The sequence below is a fragment of the Serratia sp. N21D137 genome (genome assembly GCF_047530005.1).
Lineage (GTDB): Bacteria > Pseudomonadota > Gammaproteobacteria > Enterobacterales > Enterobacteriaceae > Chania > Chania fonticola_B.
Map to the genome: position 1 here is coordinate 124,450 of NZ_JBLJAJ010000007.1, position 16,404 is coordinate 140,853.

At 54.9% G+C, this 16,404-nt stretch carries 12 protein-coding genes; 8 read left to right on the forward strand and 4 right to left on the reverse strand.

Features of this window, described 5'->3' with window-relative positions:
* Positions 1-26 precede the first annotated feature (26 nt).
* Positions 27-2,678, reverse strand: coding sequence for a DNA topoisomerase (ATP-hydrolyzing) subunit A (gyrA, locus tag ACMV5H_RS08270; protein WP_021178492.1), 2,652 nt, complete (start codon positions 2,676-2,678; stop codon positions 27-29).
* 237 nt (positions 2,679-2,915) lie between these two features.
* Between gyrA and ubiG the strand changes: the two genes are divergently transcribed.
* The 4 genes from ubiG to yfaE all read left to right on the forward strand — a co-directional run bounded on the left by ubiG (position 2,916) and on the right by yfaE (position 7,825).
* Positions 2,916-3,641, forward strand: a complete 726-nt coding sequence (gene ubiG / locus ACMV5H_RS08275; protein WP_021178493.1) for a bifunctional 2-polyprenyl-6-hydroxyphenol methylase/3-demethylubiquinol 3-O-methyltransferase UbiG — start codon at positions 2,916-2,918, stop codon at positions 3,639-3,641.
* A 432-nt stretch (positions 3,642-4,073) separates the two neighbouring features.
* On the forward strand, positions 4,074-6,362 hold the full coding sequence (nrdA, locus tag ACMV5H_RS08280) for a class 1a ribonucleoside-diphosphate reductase subunit alpha (protein ID WP_021178494.1): 2,289 nt from the start codon (positions 4,074-4,076) through the stop codon (positions 6,360-6,362).
* A gap of 71 nt (positions 6,363-6,433) precedes the next feature.
* Entirely contained in the window at positions 6,434-7,564 is a 1,131-nt protein-coding gene (gene nrdB, locus ACMV5H_RS08285) for a class Ia ribonucleoside-diphosphate reductase subunit beta (protein WP_021805959.1), read from the forward strand.
* On the forward strand, positions 7,565-7,825 hold the full coding sequence (gene yfaE, locus ACMV5H_RS08290; RefSeq protein ID WP_021805960.1) for a class I ribonucleotide reductase maintenance protein YfaE: 261 nt from the start codon (positions 7,565-7,567) through the stop codon (positions 7,823-7,825).
* Positions 7,826-8,097: 272 nt separating this feature from the next.
* Here yfaE and ACMV5H_RS08295 read toward each other — a convergent pair whose 3' ends face one another.
* Positions 8,098-9,294, reverse strand: coding sequence for a nicotinamide mononucleotide deamidase-related protein YfaY (locus ACMV5H_RS08295; RefSeq protein WP_115158187.1), 1,197 nt, complete (start codon positions 9,292-9,294; stop codon positions 8,098-8,100).
* Between the two features lie 123 nt (positions 9,295-9,417).
* Positions 9,418-10,005 carry a TetR/AcrR family transcriptional regulator gene (locus ACMV5H_RS08300; RefSeq protein ID WP_115158188.1) on the reverse strand — a complete coding sequence of 196 codons (588 nt, stop codon included), beginning with the start codon at positions 10,003-10,005 and terminating at the stop codon, positions 9,418-9,420.
* 136 nt (positions 10,006-10,141) lie between these two features.
* Here ACMV5H_RS08300 and ACMV5H_RS08305 point away from each other — a divergent pair, with 136 nt between their 5' ends.
* From ACMV5H_RS08305 to tyrP, 3 genes are all read left to right on the forward strand, one after another.
* Positions 10,142-11,344 (forward strand): MFS transporter, encoded by a 1,203-nt coding sequence (locus ACMV5H_RS08305; RefSeq protein WP_414821692.1) that lies wholly within the window; start codon positions 10,142-10,144, stop codon positions 11,342-11,344.
* Positions 11,345-11,386: 42 nt separating this feature from the next.
* Positions 11,387-12,610 (forward strand): MFS transporter, encoded by a 1,224-nt coding sequence (locus tag ACMV5H_RS08310; RefSeq protein ID WP_021805971.1) that lies wholly within the window; start codon positions 11,387-11,389, stop codon positions 12,608-12,610.
* A gap of 170 nt (positions 12,611-12,780) precedes the next feature.
* The gene (gene tyrP, locus ACMV5H_RS08315; protein WP_021805972.1) at positions 12,781-13,989 is read left to right on the forward strand and encodes a tyrosine transporter TyrP; all 1,209 of its coding nucleotides are present in this window, start codon (positions 12,781-12,783) and stop codon (positions 13,987-13,989) included.
* A 51-nt stretch (positions 13,990-14,040) separates the two neighbouring features.
* On the opposite strand, the gene ACMV5H_RS08320 is transcribed toward tyrP, so the two are convergent.
* The gene (locus ACMV5H_RS08320; RefSeq protein ID WP_021178499.1) at positions 14,041-14,580 is read right to left on the reverse strand and encodes a YfaZ family outer membrane protein; all 540 of its coding nucleotides are present in this window, start codon (positions 14,578-14,580) and stop codon (positions 14,041-14,043) included.
* Between the two features lie 336 nt (positions 14,581-14,916).
* Here ACMV5H_RS08320 and katA point away from each other — a divergent pair, with 336 nt between their 5' ends.
* The gene (gene katA / locus ACMV5H_RS08325; protein WP_414821693.1) at positions 14,917-16,353 is read left to right on the forward strand and encodes a catalase KatA; all 1,437 of its coding nucleotides are present in this window, start codon (positions 14,917-14,919) and stop codon (positions 16,351-16,353) included.
* The last annotated feature ends 51 nt before the right edge of the window (positions 16,354-16,404 follow it).

Sequence of the window (16,404 nt, forward strand, 5' to 3'; positions counted from 1 at the left end):
AGATTATACGGCCAAGGCCGTGCTATTTAGGCGTTCTCGTCATCCATATCGTCTACGGCGCCGGTATCATCATCACCCTCATCGAGTGGTGTGGTATCTTCTTCCGCTTCTTCTGCGCCCGGTTCAAGGCTATCAAGCTCTTCATCTTCAACCGGTTCAGCAACGCGCTGCAGGCCGACAACGTTCTCGTCTTCCGCAGTACGGATCAGGGTGACACCCTGGGTGTTACGGCCAACCACGCTGACTTCCGCGACACGGGTACGCACCAGCGTGCCTGCATCGGTGATCATCATGATCTGATCGGTAGTTTCTACCTGTACAGCCCCAACAACCTGACCATTACGCTCGCTGACCTTAATGGAGATAACCCCTTGGGTCGCGCGCGATTTGGTCGGGTATTCCGTTACCGCGGTACGCTTGCCGTAGCCGTTCTGCGTCACGGTCAGGATATCGCCTTCACCACGAGGAATAATCAGCGAAACTACGCGATCGCCTTCACCGAGGTTGATACCGCGAACGCCGGTAGCGGTACGGCCCATTGAACGAACCTGCCCTTCTGGGAAGCGGACCACTTTACCGTTGGCGGAGAACAGCATCACTTCGTTGCTGCCGTCGGTCAGGTCAACACCAATCAGCTCGTCACCCTCGTTGAGGTTAACGGCGATGATGCCTGCGCTGCGCGGGCGGCTGAACTCGGTTAATGCGGTTTTCTTCACGGTACCGCTAGCGGTAGCCATGAATACATGGCGGCCTTCTTCGTATTCACGTACCGGTAGAATGGCGGTGATACGTTCGTTGGCTTCCAGCGGCAACAGGTTGACGATCGGCCGGCCACGAGCACCACGGCTGGCTTCAGGCAGTTGATACACCTTCATCCAGTACAGGCGACCACGGCTGGAGAAGCACAGGATCGTGTCGTGGGTGTTGGCCACCAGCAGACGATCGATAAAGTCTTCTTCTTTGATACGGGCTGCTGACTTGCCTTTACCACCGCGACGCTGCGCTTCATAGTCGGTCAGAGGCTGATACTTCACGTAGCCCTGATGCGACAATGTCACGACCACATCTTCCTGGTTGATCAGGTCTTCGATGTTGATATCAGACGTGTTGGCGGTAATTTCGGTACGGCGTGCATCGCCGAACTGATCGCGCATGGCCACCAGTTCTTCACGGATCACTTCCATCAAGCGGTCTGGGTTTTCCAGAATAAAGATCAGCTCAGCGATGAGGTTCAGCAGCTCTTTATACTCGTCCAGCAGCTTCTCGTGCTCCAGGCCGGTCAGTTTTTGCAAGCGCAGATCCAGGATCGCCTGAGCCTGTTGCTCGGTCAGGTAATATTTACCGTCACGGATGCCAAACTCTGGCTCCAGCCACTCTGGGCGTGCAGCGTTATCACCGGCACGTTCCAGCATCGCCCCGACGTTACCCAGATCCCAAGGCTGCGCGATTAACGCAATCTTCGCTTCTGCCGGAGTCGGCGCACGGCGGATCAGTTCGATAATCGGGTCGATGTTGGCCAAGGCAATGGCTAACGCTTCCAGGATATGGGCGCGATCGCGGGCTTTACGCAGTTCGAAAATGGTACGGCGGGTCACCACTTCACGGCGGTGGCGCACAAATGCACGCAGAATATCTTTCAGGTTCAGCAACTTTGGCTGGCCCTGATGCAGTGCCACCATGTTGATACCGAAGGTGACCTGTAGCTGAGTCAGCGAATACAGGTTATTCAGCACCACTTCACCCACGGCGTCACGTTTGACTTCAATCACGATGCGCATACCGTCTTTATCAGACTCGTCACGCAGCGCGCTGATGCCTTCAACGCGTTTCTCTTTCACCAACTCGGCAATTTTCTCGATCAGGCGCGCTTTATTCACCTGATAAGGAATTTCATGCACGATGATGGTTTCGCGGCCGGTTTTAGCGTCCGCCTCTACCTCGGCACGGGCGCGGAGATACACTTTGCCACGGCCGGTACGGTAGGCTTCTTCAATACCACGACGGCCATTGATGATTGCCGCCGTCGGGAAGTCCGGGCCTGGGATGTGTTCCATCAGCCCTTCAATGCTGATGTTTTCATCCTCGATATAGGCCAGACAGCCATTAATAACTTCAGACAGGTTATGCGGCGGAATGTTGGTCGCCATGCCCACGGCGATACCGGACGAGCCGTTGACCAGCAGGTTCGGGATCTTGGTTGGCATAACGGCCGGGATCTGCTCGGTACCGTCATAGTTTGGCACGAAGTCGACGGTCTCTTTTTCCAGATCCGCCAGCAGTTCGTGGGCGATTTTCGACATGCGCACTTCGGTATAACGCATTGCTGCGGCGGAGTCGCCGTCCACAGAACCGAAGTTACCCTGGCCGTCCACCAACATGTAACGCAACGAAAACGGTTGGGCCATACGGACGATCGTGTCATACACCGCGCTGTCACCATGCGGGTGATACTTACCGATCACGTCCCCAACGACACGGGCCGATTTCTTGTAGGGTTTATTCCAGTCGTTACCCAGTACATTCATCGCGTACAGAACGCGGCGGTGCACCGGCTTCAGTCCATCACGAACATCTGGCAACGCACGGCCGACAATAACCGACATCGCGTAATCCAGATACGAGCTTTTCAGCTCTTCTTCGATATTTACCGGTGTGATTTCTCTGGCAAGGTCGCTCATGGAGCTGCTATCCCTCATACTGAATGATTCATCTGCCTTGGCGTAGTGCCAAAGGTGTAAAACTATATCACAAAGCGCGCTTTACGGGGAAATTACCGGCGCTGTTTCGCTGAAATGTGCTGCCCTGCGGGCGAAAATTACCTCGATAACACTTGCCTCGATAACAACAGCGCTGCGCCAAGCCTGCCGGAACATGTATAATCTGCACCATAAGAGAACCAGGAGCCAATAACGCCCATGAATGCTGAATCATCCCGTCACGCGCCAAACGTTGATCACCAGGAAATCGCCAAATTTGAAGCTGTCGCCTCGCGCTGGTGGGATCTGGAAGGTGAGTTCAAGCCGCTGCATCGGATCAATCCGCTGCGTCTGAATTATATCATGCAGCGCGCAGGGGGCATTTTTGACAAACAAGTGCTCGACGTTGGCTGCGGCGGCGGCATTCTGGCAGAGAGCATGGCGCGTGAAGGTGCGTTGGTGACCGGGCTGGATATGGGGGCAGAACCGCTCCAGGTGGCGCGACTGCATGCGTTGGAAAGCGGTATGCAGGTGACCTACGTGCAAGAAACGGTAGAAAGCCATGCGCAAGCTCATCCACAACAGTATGACATCGTCACCTGTATGGAAATGCTCGAGCACGTCCCTGACCCGGCCTCCGTCGTGCGCGCCTGTGCACACCTGGTCAAACCAGGCGGCCATGTGTTCTTCTCCACCATCAACCGCAATACCAAAGCCTGGCTGATGGCGGTCATCGGCGCTGAATACGTACTCAAGATGGTGCCACAGGGCACCCATGATCATAAGAAGTTCATCCGCCCTTCTGAACTGATCGGTTGGGTCGACGGCACCGAGCTGCGTGAAAAACATATCATCGGCCTGCATTACAACCCGATCACCGACCATTTCAAGCTGGGCCGCAACGTTGATGTGAACTACATGGTGCATACCCAGCACCAGGGTTGAAACTGCCGAAACGTACCGGGGGCGATGTTTCCGCCGCCGGTGCAACTAAGCGTATAAGATAAATACCTATTTATCCGTTCTCGATCAAAAAAGCCGATCTAAACCATTTTTAAGAATATAAAAGCAGATCAATATGCGGTTTTTTTCTAACGTTTAATAAAGCGGCAAACGATCGGGGTTTTCACAAAATCAGCAAAATCTCATCGTGCTTATTGACAACCTTGCCACCCCAGATAGGGCGCGCACTAGGAACAATTGGTAACATTTCACCCCCAAGTTATCCACAAGATCGGCAGGTTTTGTTCACTTGCAAACCCACCGTTTTATCACTATCTTGTTACCTCACCGACATACACCCCCTATATATAGTGTTTACATACTGAGCAGAGCGACTACACTTTCTGCTTAGGGGAATCTCACGGACAGGTAAAAATGAACCAAAGCCTACTTGTAACTAAACGCGATGGCAGTAAAGAGCGCATCAACCTCGACAAAATCCACCGAGTCATCGACTGGGCCGCGGAAGGTTTAAACAACGTCTCGGTCTCTCAAGTAGAGTTACGTTCACATATTCAGTTTTATGACGGCATCAAAACCGCCGATATTCATGAAACCATCATCAAGGCTGCAGCCGATCTGATCTCCCGTGACGCACCGGACTATCAGTATCTGGCCGCTCGCCTCGCCATCTTCCATCTGCGTAAAAAAGCTTACGGTCAGTTTGAGCCGCCGAAGCTGCTCGACCACGTTGCACGCATGGTGGAAATGGGCAAATACGATAAACATCTGCTGGAAGACTACACCACTGAAGAGTTCGAGCAGATGGACTCCTTTATCGATCACTGGCGTGATATGAACTTCTCCTACGCTGCCGTGAAGCAGTTGGAAGGGAAATATCTGGTGCAGAACCGCGTTAGCGGCGAGATCTACGAAAGCGCCCAGTTCCTGTATATCCTGGTTGCCGCGTGCCTGTTCTCCAACTATCCGCGCGCCACCCGTCTGGACTACGTAAAACGTTTCTATGACGCGATCTCCACCTTCAAGATTTCACTGCCTACGCCGATCATGTCTGGCGTGCGCACCCCAACCCGCCAATTCAGCTCTTGCGTGCTGATCGAGTGTGGTGACAGCCTGGATTCCATTAACGCCACCTCCAGCGCCATTGTGAAATACGTTTCACAGCGTGCCGGTATCGGTATCAATGCTGGCCGTATCCGTGCCTTGGGTAGCCCAATTCGTGGCGGTGAAGCCTTCCACACCGGCTGTATCCCGTTCTACAAGCACTTCCAGACCGCAGTAAAATCCTGCTCTCAGGGCGGTGTGCGTGGTGGTGCAGCAACGCTGTTCTACCCAATGTGGCATCTGGAAGTGGAAAGCCTGCTGGTGCTGAAAAACAACCGTGGGGTTGAAGGCAACCGCGTCCGTCACATGGACTACGGCGTACAGCTCAACCGCCTGATGTATCAGCGCCTGATCAAGAATGAAGACATCACCCTGTTCAGCCCGTCTGACGTCCCAGGGCTGTACGACGCGTTCTTCGCCGATCAGGACGAGTTCGAACGTCTGTACACCCTGTATGAGAAAGACAGTAGCATTCGCCAGCAGCGCGTGAGAGCGGTAGAGCTGTTCTCACTGATGATGCAGGAACGTGCTTCTACTGGCCGTATCTACATCCAGAACGTCGACCACTGCAACACCCACAGCCCGTTCGATCCGCAGATCGCCCCGGTACGCCAGTCAAACCTGTGTCTGGAAATCGCTTTGCCGACCAAACCGCTGGATGACGTTAACGACGAAAACGGTGAAATCGCGCTGTGTACGCTGTCAGCCTTCAACCTGGGTGCGATTGAGAGCCTGGACGATCTGGAAGAGCTGGCTACGCTAGCCGTGCGTGCGCTCGACGCCCTGCTGGATTATCAGGATTACCCTATCAAAGCCGCTCACCGTGGCGCGATGGGCCGCCGTACTCTGGGTATCGGTGTGATCAACTTCGCCTATTACCTGGCGAAGAACGGCGTACGTTATTCCGACGGCAGCGCCAACAACCTGACCCACAGAACCTTCGAAGCGATCCAGTACTACCTGCTGAAAGCCTCGAACCGTCTGGCTCAGGAGCAAGGGGCTTGCCCGTGGTTCAATGAAACCACCTATGCGCAAGGCATCCTGCCAATCGATACTTACAAGAAAGATTTAGACGCGATCTGTAGCGAACCGCTGCATTACGACTGGGAAACGCTGCGTAAAGAGATCAAAGAGACCGGCCTGCGCAACTCAACGCTGTCTGCCTTGATGCCGTCGGAAACCTCGTCGCAGATCTCCAATGCCACCAACGGCATTGAGCCACCACGCGGCCACATCAGTATCAAAGCGTCCAAAGACGGTATTCTGCGCCAGGTCGTTCCTGAGTATGAACGTCTGAAAAATGACTACGAACTGCTGTGGGAATTACCGAATAACGACGGTTACCTGCAACTGGTTGGCCTGATGCAGAAATTTATCGATCAGTCGATCTCGGCGAACACCAACTATGACCCAACCCGTTTCCCGGGTGGCAAGGTACCGATGAAGCAGCTGTTGAAAGATCTGCTCACCACCTACAAGTTTGGTGTCAAAACGCTGTATTATCAGAACACCCGCGACGGTGCAGATGATATCCAGGAAGACATGCAGCCTGCTCAGGGCGGCGATGACGACTGTGAAGGCGGCGCCTGCAAGATCTAACGTTTGACACAGCGGGCCGGAACTCTTCCGGCCCCTTTAATTTTCAGCCCGGCACTAATGGATCCAAGCTCATGGCTTACACTACTTTTTCTCAAAACAAAAACAACCAGTTGCTTGAGCCGATGTTCTTCGGCCAGTCGGTCAACGTGGCGCGTTTCGACCAGCAAAAACATGAGATCTTCGAAAAGCTGATCGAAAAGCAGCTCTCCTTCTTCTGGCGTCCGGAAGAGGTTGACGTCGCGCGCGATCGTATCGACTATCAAGCGCTGCCGGAACACGAGAAGCACATCTTCATCAGCAACCTGAAGTATCAGACGCTGCTGGACTCCATTCAGGGCCGTAGCCCTAACGTGGCATTTCTGCCGCTGATCTCCATTCCGGAGCTGGAAACCTGGGTCGAAACCTGGTCATTCTCAGAGACCATTCACTCGCGTTCCTACACCCATATCATTCGTAACATCGTTAACGATCCGTCGGTGGTGTTTGACGATATCGTCACCAACGAGGAGATCCTCAAGCGGGCAAAAGATATCTCCGGCTACTACGACGATCTGATCGAAATGACCAGTTACTATCATCTACTGGGTGAAGGCACGCATCAGGTCAATGGTAAAACGGTGACCGTTAACCTGCGCGCCATCAAAAAGCAGCTGTATCTGTGCCTGATGAGCGTCAACGCACTAGAGGCCATTCGTTTCTACGTTAGCTTCGCCTGTTCGTTTGCTTTCGCCGAGCGTGAGCTGATGGAAGGCAACGCCAAAATCATCAAGCTGATCGCCCGCGACGAAGCCCTGCACCTGACCGGTACGCAACATATCCTGAACCTGATGCGCTCAGGCGCCGATGACCCAGAGATGGCCGAAATCGCCGTGGAATGCCAGCAAGAGTGTTATGACCTGTTCGTCCTGGCGGCACAGCAAGAGAAAGAGTGGGCCGAATATCTGTTCCGTGACGGCTCCATGATTGGCCTGAACAAAGACATCCTGTGCCAGTATGTGGAATACATTACCAATATCCGCATGCAGGCCGTCGGCCTGGGTTCACCGTTCCCTACCCGCTCCAACCCAATCCCGTGGATCAACGCCTGGCTGGTGTCGGATAACGTGCAGGTGGCTCCGCAGGAAGTTGAAGTCAGCTCTTACCTGGTCGGCCAGATTGACTCTGAAGTCAACGCCGACGACCTGAGTGATTTCGAGCTGTAAGTGGCGGCACCAACCATCACGCTGCGTGCCACCGGTACGCAGCTCTCCTGCCCCGAAGGTGAGAAGTGCCTGCTCGACGTGCTGGAACTGCATGAGGTGGAGGTGGAATACCAATGCCGCTCCGGCTATTGCGGTGCCTGCCGAGTGAAATTACTGAAGGGTGAGGTCGCTTACCACCAGCAGCCGTTGGCATTTATCAATCACGGCGAGATCCTGCCCTGCTGCTGCATGCCCGCCATGGATATCGAGCTGGAAATCTAACTCAATAAAATAATCATCGATCACTGAATACCCTAAGAATTTCAAGTTGCAGCTAGGTGGTAAAGGTGTGAATCCCCAGGAGCTTACGTTTAGTAAGTGACTGGGATGAACACCCGCAGCCAACAACGCTGCAGCTTGAAAGGCGGCGGGTATCAATGCCGAAGACGAAAAGTCTCAAGCACTCGCAAAGCGTGTAACAACACAATCCCACAGCGAATATCCCTTATATTATTATGATCCATAAGGGATATATCACCGCCATAAACTCGTTTCTACTCGATAATTTCCACAATTTCCAGCCAGCCGTTTTTGCCGCAAACCTGGCCGCCATTCAGCCAACGGCGCAGCATATCCAGCGCCAGCATCGCGACCGACTCCTGACGTAAACGCAGACCATGACGTGATGCACGATAGCTCACCGTCTGGCCAATACCGCCTTTTGGCGTATGCAGGGCAACGCTGACACGATCCCCTGCCATGGAGCTAACCGCCAACGCCAACTGCGCACCGGTGAGCTGCGCCAAAGACTGGGCACGCGCCAGCACCGTTGCCAATGTCTCGGAGCAATGTGCCGGTAACAGTTCGCCACCGGCCAGCGGGGCCCCTTCGCTCTGCAACTGCAGGTTGATTAGCCCGGCGGTAAATTGCTCGCTCAGCGCCAACGTCAAGTTTTGCTGCAGTAAGCGTTGCGTCAGCTCTGCCGGTAGCCCAGCCGTACCTTCAAAAATCGTATTGTCACCCGCAACCTGTCGCACTCGCTGCCAGGCTTGTTCCATCGCGGCACGCTGAGCCTGTGGACCGGTCAACTTCAATTCAATAATCGGGCTGGAAGAGCGATAGCCCAGTACGACACCCGGCGGCAAAGGCATGCCGTCCAGTTCAGCAGCCAAGTCGCTTTCCGAAGTCCCGAAGGTGGTAAGGCGAAGACACAATGGCGGCTCAGGCAGAGTAAAGCCCTGGCGCAGGCGTGGCAGGATCTGCTCTTCTACCATCACTTTAAATTCGGAAGGCACACCCGGCGTAAAGAACATGCGGCACTTATTCAGCGTTAAGGCGAAGCCGCAGGCGGTACCAACGCGGTTATCCAGCATTTCCGCATTAGCCGGGATCTGCGCCTGTTTACGGTTTGAAGCCGCCATTGGGCGGCCGCGTTCCGCAAAGTAGGCTTCCATACGGGCGATCCATTCGGGATGTTCGACCAGCTCGGTATCGCAAGCCTTTGCTGCCGCTAACGCGCTGAGATCGTCGCTGGTTGGCCCCAGACCGCCGTTGACGATCAGCACGTCGGCAATATGGCTACGCTCCTGCAGGATTTCGATCAGCGAAGAAAGGCTATCCCCCACCGTTTCGCGTCCGCTCATCGGCAAGCCTTGCTGGAACAGGTAATCTGCCAGCCAGGCAGCGTTGGTATCAATAATTTGCCCATGCAGCACCTCATCACCAGTGCTGAGCATCTCCACCCTTAACATTGACCTCTCCCTTTATGTTCAGATCCCACCACTATAGAAGCCTGTAACCAACTTTTCACCAAATAGCTGCGGCTAATAGTGCTACAGGCAGGGGGAGCAGTATGAACAGGGAGTTTCGTTAACTTATGATTTGGTCAACAATCCTCGCAGCAATAGCTCCAGCGCGCCAACACTTCCCGCCAGCCGCGTATTGCCGTCATCACCGTCCGCGATCCAGAACGCAGCCTCAGCCAAGCTACCGTAGATCAGCGATGCTAGCGCCTGGGGATCGACCTTAGCGACGATACCTTGTTGGATAAGGTTGTCTATCAGCCGCCGCATCGACTCAACACAATGGCGTTGCGAGTCCGGCGAAGCTCCGCCCAGCACCGCCCTGGCGTCGCGAAGCACGATGCGCTGGAATTCCGGCTCCAGCGCCATATCCAGATAGGCACGACAACGGCTGAGGAAACCTTCCCACGCATCTTCGGCGGTGTCGGAGATGAGTTGTAGGCGCGCATCCATCTCGGCATCGATTTGTTCCACCACTGCCGTCAGCAACCCTTTCTTGTCACCAAAGTGATGATAAAGCGCGCCACGGGTCAAGCCCGCCTGCGCGGTGAGTTCATCCATCGAGGTCTCGGCGTAGCCGTGCTCTCTGAAGACGTTACGGGCAGTTACCAACAATGTGGCACGGGTTTCTTCCATTTCTGCGCGGGTGCGGCGAGCCATTGACGTTCCCCTTTAGATACGTTACGTATGTTTATTTACATACACTCCGTATGAATATACACTCCTATTCATACGTGCCGTATGTATTATCACCGCGCTATGCCACTAAGGCAAGCGATGCCCCCTGGAGACTGAGATGGCTAACCCTTATAGAGAACTGTTCACCGCTCCCGGCACCAAGAGCTTAGCTCTGGCCGGACTGCTGGCAAGGCTCCCGCTGTCGATGACTGGCATCGGCATCATCACGATGTTGTCACAACTGCGTGGCAGCTTCGCTCTGGCCGGAGCCGTATCCGCCACCTTCGTGCTGGCCTACGCTCTACTATCGCCGCAGATATCTCGCTTGATGGATCGCCACGGACAGAGCCGAGTACTGCCAGCTGCGACGGCCATCAGCGTCATCGGGATACTGCTTCTACTCGCCAGTTCCTGGTGGCTGGCACCCGACTGGACTTTGTTCGCAGGTGCCTTACTGGCCGGTTTTATGCCCAGCATGTCGGCGGTAGCGCGGGCACGCTGGACAGCTATCTACCAGGGCCAACCGCGCTTGCAGACGGCCTATTCGCTTGAGACAGTGCTCGATGAAGTCACCTTCATCACCGGGCCGCCGCTGTCAGTTGGCCTGTCCGTAGCGCTATTTCCACAAGCTGGCCCATTAGCGGCGGCGATACTTCTCCCCATAGGAGTGCTGGCCCTGATCGCACAGCGCAGCACCGAACCGTTGGTCAAAACACATGACGCTACTTCGGGCCTGCCAGGATCTGTCATCAAATTGACGAGCGTGCGATTGCTGGCACTGCTGATGATGGCGATGGGTATCATCGTCGGCACTGTTGATATCGTCAGCGTGGCCTTCGCCGAGCAACTGGGGCAACCCGCGGCGGCCAGTCTGGTTCTATCTGCCTATGCCGTAGGATCATGCCTGTCAGGTCTGCTGTTTGGCGCACTCAAGTTACCTATCCCATTATCCCGCCTGCTGTTGCTGGGTGGGTTGGCAACAGCTGTGACAACGCTGCCCCTGCTGCTGGCAGGCAACATTGCCACATTAGCCACTGTGGTGTTCGTAGCAGGTCTGTTTTTCGCGCCAACGATGATCGTGGCAATGTCGCTTATCGAACGCCAGGTACCAAAGCGCCAATTGACGGAAGGCATGACCTGGCTGCTGGCCGCTCTAAATGTCGGGGTTGCGCTGGGAGCAGCCGTATGCGGCCAGGTTGTTAATGAAAGCGGTGCGCGTGCTGGATTTGTTATAGCCCTGTGCGCGGGCGCTTTGGTGCTGTTGGCCGCTCTTTGGGGGAGTCAGCGCCTGCGTGACTCATCCGTACCAAATGCCGCGTGATATGGGCACTACCTGTTTTCCCTACTCACAAGGAGCTTAACTATGGATAAATCTTCAAGTACTGCGCCTCAAACGTCTACCCGACACCAATGGTTGGCCGTCACCGCCATAGGTCTTGCCACCTTTTCGGTGGTCACGACGGAAATGCTACCGGTCGGCCTGCTGACACCGATTGCCGACACTCTGGAGACATCCACTGGCACTGCAGGCCAGATGATCTCGCTGCCAGCAGTGCTGGCGGCCTTGTTCGCGCCGCTGGTGGTGATTGCATCTGGTGGTATGGATCGGCGCAGGATCCTGTGCGGATTACTGGGCCTACTGGCTATAGCCAACATTGTATCGGCATTGGCACCGAACATGGCTTGGATGCTGGCTGCTCGTGTTCTCGTCGGCTTTTGTATGGGGGGAGTCTGGGCTATCGCAGGTGGCTTGGCTTCCCGGCTTGTTCCTGATAACTCCATCGGATTGGCAACCTCCATTATCTTTGGTGGTGTAGCGGCCGCTTCTGTATTTGGGGTTCCACTCGGAGCGCTGGTCGGTGACTTTGTGGGGTGGCGCTGGGCTTTTGGCAGTATGGCGCTGCTTAGCGTGTCGGTGTTGGTTTTGCATCTTGCCGTCGTTCCTGCACTCCCCGTTGCCAGTTCGGCTACCCTACGCCAGTTCGGCAAACAACTCGGTAATCGGAAGCTGCAAGTCGGGTTATTTCTGACGTTACTGCTGGTAGCCAGCCACTTCATGGTCTTTACCTTCGTGCGCCCGTTACTGCTGTCAGTACCGAGATTCGATTCGCAATGGATTAGCGCACTGCTTTTCGCCTACGGCTTTGCAGGCATTGTTGGCAACTTCTTGGCAGGTATCATCGCGGCGCGGTGCACATCCCTGACCTTGATAGCGGTCTCGATGGGCCTACTGCTCACTCCGGTGCTATTCCTGACCATTGGTGACTCCTACATCAGCGGTGGAGTGGTACTGCTAGTTTGGGGGCTGGCCTATGGCGGTGTATCAGTCGGTCTAATGACATGGACAATGAAAGTCGCACCGCGAGCCGTAGAGATTGCTACCGCACTGTATGTGGGCGTATTCAATATCGGCATTGCATTGGGGGCATGGGCAGGTGGCCAAGTTGTGGATGAACTTGGCATGACCGCCAACCTCTGGCTGGCCGGAGGCATCGCCGCCATCGCCTTACTGCTGTCTTTCGGTATCAGTCTGGCGGAACACAGAAGCGAAGCGACAAAGCAGCGGGCTGGCTCGCTAATGAACTGACTGGACAGAGAGCCCCCTTCTGATACCGCCGCGGCCTCACTCACAATCGTAAACTTAAATGTACATCAGACGTAACGTCGGTTTGACACAAAATCGGCAATCAACTATTCTGCCGCACTAAAAATAGGGTCCCGAAAACGCCCCTAAATTATCCAATAGCAGAGAAAAACGTGAAGAATCGCACGCTGGGCAGTGTTTTTATCGTGGCAGGCACCACCATTGGTGCAGGGATGCTGGCTATGCCCCTGGCGGCGGCTGGCGTGGGTTTTGGCGTAACGCTGGCACTGCTGGTCGGGCTGTGGTTATTGATGTGCTATACCGCGCTGTTGCTGGTCGAAGTTTATCAGCATGAGCAGGCGGACACCGGTCTGGGAACGCTGGCCAAACGTTATCTGGGCGGCGGTGGTCAGTGGCTTACCAGTTTCAGCATGATGTTCTTGATGTATGCGCTGACCGCGGCCTATATCAGCGGCGCTGGCGAACTGCTGGCTGTCAGCATCAGCCAGTGGACGTCTCAGGACTTCCCGACTTACCTCGGCGTGCTGCTGTTCACCCTGGTCGCAGGGGGGATCGTCTGCATCGGCACCCATTCGGTGGATCTGTTCAACCGTATTCTGTTTACCGCCAAGTCGATTTTCCTGATCGTCATGCTTGGCCTGATGATGCCGCACATCCAGCAAACCAACCTGCTGACGCTCCCGCTGGAACAAGGGCTGGCGCTCTCGGCCATCCCGGTGATCTTCACTTCGTTTGGTTTCCACGGCAGCGTACCCAGCATCGTCAACTATATGGGCGGTAACATCCGCAAGCTGCGTTGGATCTTTATCATCGGCAGTGCCATCCCGTTAGTGGCCTATATCTTCTGGCAGTTGGCGACGCTGGGCAGCATCAGTTCCACCACCTTTGTCGGCATTCTGGCACAACAGGCCGGGCTGAACGGTTTACTGCAAGCGGTGCGTGACGTGGTTGCGTCGCCTCATGTCGAGCTGGCGGTGCACCTGTTTGCCGATTTGGCGCTGGCAACCTCGTTCCTGGGGGTTTCACTCGGGTTGTTCGACTTCCTGGCCGATCTGTTCAAACGCCAGGATAACGTGCGGGGCCGTTTGCAGACCGGTGCCATCACCTTCCTGCCGCCATTGGCATTTGCGCTGTTCTATCCACGCGGTTTTGTGCTGGCACTCGGGTTCGCGGCAATTGCTCTGTCCGTTCTCGCCCTGTTGCTGCCTTCATTGCTGGTCTGGAAGACTCGGCGGCGGCATCAGGCCAGCTATCGAGTCTGGGGCGGAACGCCAGCGTTGGCGTTGGTGTTTGTCTGTGGGGTCGCGGTGATCGCCATTCAGATCAGCATTGCCAGCGGCCTGTTACCGGCCATCGGCTGACAGAAAAAAATGGGCGCAGCATATGCGGCGCCCGTTTAATAGCAGGCAGGATTAGAAGCCCACGCCCACACCGATATAAGGGCCGTCGGCTATCGCGTTGTCGCGGTTGCCGTCTTTACCTTCGATGTTGATGTAACGATAACCGACATCCACATTGAACGGACGCACGTTTAAGCGCACCCCGCCATTAGCTTCGTTGTAGGCTTTTGCCCCGCTGGTCAAAGACTCCGGCGCAAAATAGCCTTCGCCATACAGGCTGAGATAGCGGTTGAGATCCCATTGCAGACCACCGCCTAATGCCAATGCCCCACCATCTTTGCCATCTTTCGGGCTAAGATAAATGGCCTTGCCGCCCACGGTGGCCGTCAAAGGCCCAACCGGCAGGCCGAAGCTCAGCCCCAGGCTCCCGATATCACCATCATGATCGCTACGGATCCAGTTGCCGTTGATCCCCAGGCCCGCCGTTGTGCCTCCCAAGCCGACGCCCAGGTTGGTGTAATGTTCCCCTGCCTCACCGCTCACGCTGATCGCATTGGCAGAGCCAGCCACAAACAGCAAACCTGCTGCACACGCGACTAAAGTTTTGTTCATTATTGATCCTTTTCATTCTTCATCATCAAGGAGTGATGATGTCTGTCACCGGAAAAACACGCGGGTAAGTGTAACCGAATTGTCATCAGTTTCCGGAAAATTTAAAGCGATAACCCGTTCATTTTTCAATAAACTGTAAACAAATACCAATCAGTTACCCCAAAATTACAACGATAAGTGCTACCTATTTGCCGAGGACTGAGAATAAGTCTACAACTAGTAGTGCCTTTGATGGAGGTCAGCAGGGCTGGCCTTTTCATTTAGTCAATATGATGAAGATCTGCAGCACCCGAAGCTGAGCTTTCAACTTAACTGCTACACAGTAAGGAGCAATTGATGAGCAAGAAAGGATTAACTACTGCGGCTGGCGCGCCCGTTGTTGATAATAATAACGTGATCACCGCCGGTAAACGCGGCCCGATGCTACTTCAAGACGTTTGGTTCCTGGAAAAACTGGCCCACTTTGACCGCGAAGTGATCCCAGAGCGTCGTATGCACGCCAAGGGGTCCGGAGCTTACGGCACCTTTACCGTCACCCACGATATAACCAAGTACACCCGCGCAAAAATCTTCTCTGAGATTGGTAAGCAAACCGAAATGTTCGTCCGCTTCTCTACCGTTGCCGGTGAGCGCGGGGCTGCCGACGCCGAACGTGATATCCGCGGCTTTGCCATGAAATTCTATACCGAAGAAGGTAACTGGGATCTGGTCGGTAATGATACCCCGGTGTTCTACCTGCGCGATCCACTGAAATTCCCAGACCTGAACCATGTGGTAAAACGCGATCCGCACACCAACCTGCGCAATCCGGTATATAAATGGGACTTCTTCTCCCATCTGCCTGAATCACTGCACCAGTTGACCATCGACTTCAGCGACCGTGGCCTGCCTAAATCCTACCGTCATATGCACGGCTTCGGCAGCCACACCTTCAGCTTTATCAATGCCAATAACGAGCGTTTCTGGGTCAAATTCCACCTCCGCTGTGAGCAAGGCATCGAAAACCTGATGGACGATGAAGCAGAAGCCATCATCGCCAAAGATCGTGAAAGTTCGCAGCGCGATCTGTTCGACTCCATCAAGAACGGTGACTTCCCGCGCTGGAAACTGCAAATCCAGATCATGCCAGAGCATGAAGCGTCACAAACCCCGTATAACCCGTTTGACCTGACCAAAGTCTGGCCACATGGCGACTACCCGCTGATCGATGTCGGCTTCTTCGAGCTGAATCGCAATCCGGATAACTACTTCTCCGAAGTAGAACAAGTGGCCATGAACCCGGCCAACGTGGTGCCTGGCGTGAGCTTCTCGCCGGATAAAATGTTGCAGGGCCGTCTGTTCTCCTATGGCGATGCACACCGCTACCGCCTGGGCGTCAACCATCACCAAATCCCGGTCAACGGTGCCAAATGCCCGTTCCATAACTACCATCGCGATGGGGCGATGCGTGTAGATGGTAACAGCGGCAATGGCGCAACCTATGAGCCAAACAGCTTTGGGGTGTTCCAGGAGCAGCCAGATTTCAGCGAACCACCATTGAGCATAGAAGGTGCCGCCGATCACTGGAATCATCGTGAAGACGACGATTACTACAGCCAACCGCGCGCGCTGTTCAATCTGCTGAGTGCCGAGGAGCACCAACGTATGTTCACCCGTATCGCCGGTGAACTGTCGCAGGTGCCAGAACAGATCCAACGCCGTCAGGTTGAGCTGTTCACCAAGGTACATCCCGATTACGGTAACGGCGTAGCCAAGGCCTTGGGCCTGAAATAATTTTTTACACCAATAGCAAGGCCGCCCTCGGGCGGCCTTTTTTCGCAACGC

Bases quoted from the DNA above. Each gene is read 5' to 3' on its own strand.
- ACMV5H_RS08320 (WP_021178499.1), bottom strand. From the start codon at position 14,580: ATGAACAAAACTTTAGTCGCGTGTGCAGCAGGTTTGCTGTTTGTGGCT.
- nrdB (WP_021805959.1), top strand. From the start codon at position 6,434: ATGGCTTACACTACTTTTTCTCAAAACAAAAACAACCAGTTGCTTGAG.
- ACMV5H_RS08305 (WP_414821692.1), top strand. From the start codon at position 10,142: ATGGCTAACCCTTATAGAGAACTGTTCACCGCTCCCGGCACCAAGAGC.
- ubiG (WP_021178493.1), top strand. From the start codon at position 2,916: ATGAATGCTGAATCATCCCGTCACGCGCCAAACGTTGATCACCAGGAA.
- ACMV5H_RS08295 (WP_115158187.1), bottom strand. From the start codon at position 9,294: ATGTTAAGGGTGGAGATGCTCAGCACTGGTGATGAGGTGCTGCATGGG.
- nrdA (WP_021178494.1), top strand. From the start codon at position 4,074: ATGAACCAAAGCCTACTTGTAACTAAACGCGATGGCAGTAAAGAGCGC.
- gyrA (WP_021178492.1), bottom strand. From the start codon at position 2,678: ATGAGCGACCTTGCCAGAGAAATCACACCGGTAAATATCGAAGAAGAG.
- katA (WP_414821693.1), top strand. From the start codon at position 14,917: ATGAGCAAGAAAGGATTAACTACTGCGGCTGGCGCGCCCGTTGTTGAT.
- ACMV5H_RS08310 (WP_021805971.1), top strand. From the start codon at position 11,387: ATGGATAAATCTTCAAGTACTGCGCCTCAAACGTCTACCCGACACCAA.
- ACMV5H_RS08300 (WP_115158188.1), bottom strand. From the start codon at position 10,005: ATGGCTCGCCGCACCCGCGCAGAAATGGAAGAAACCCGTGCCACATTG.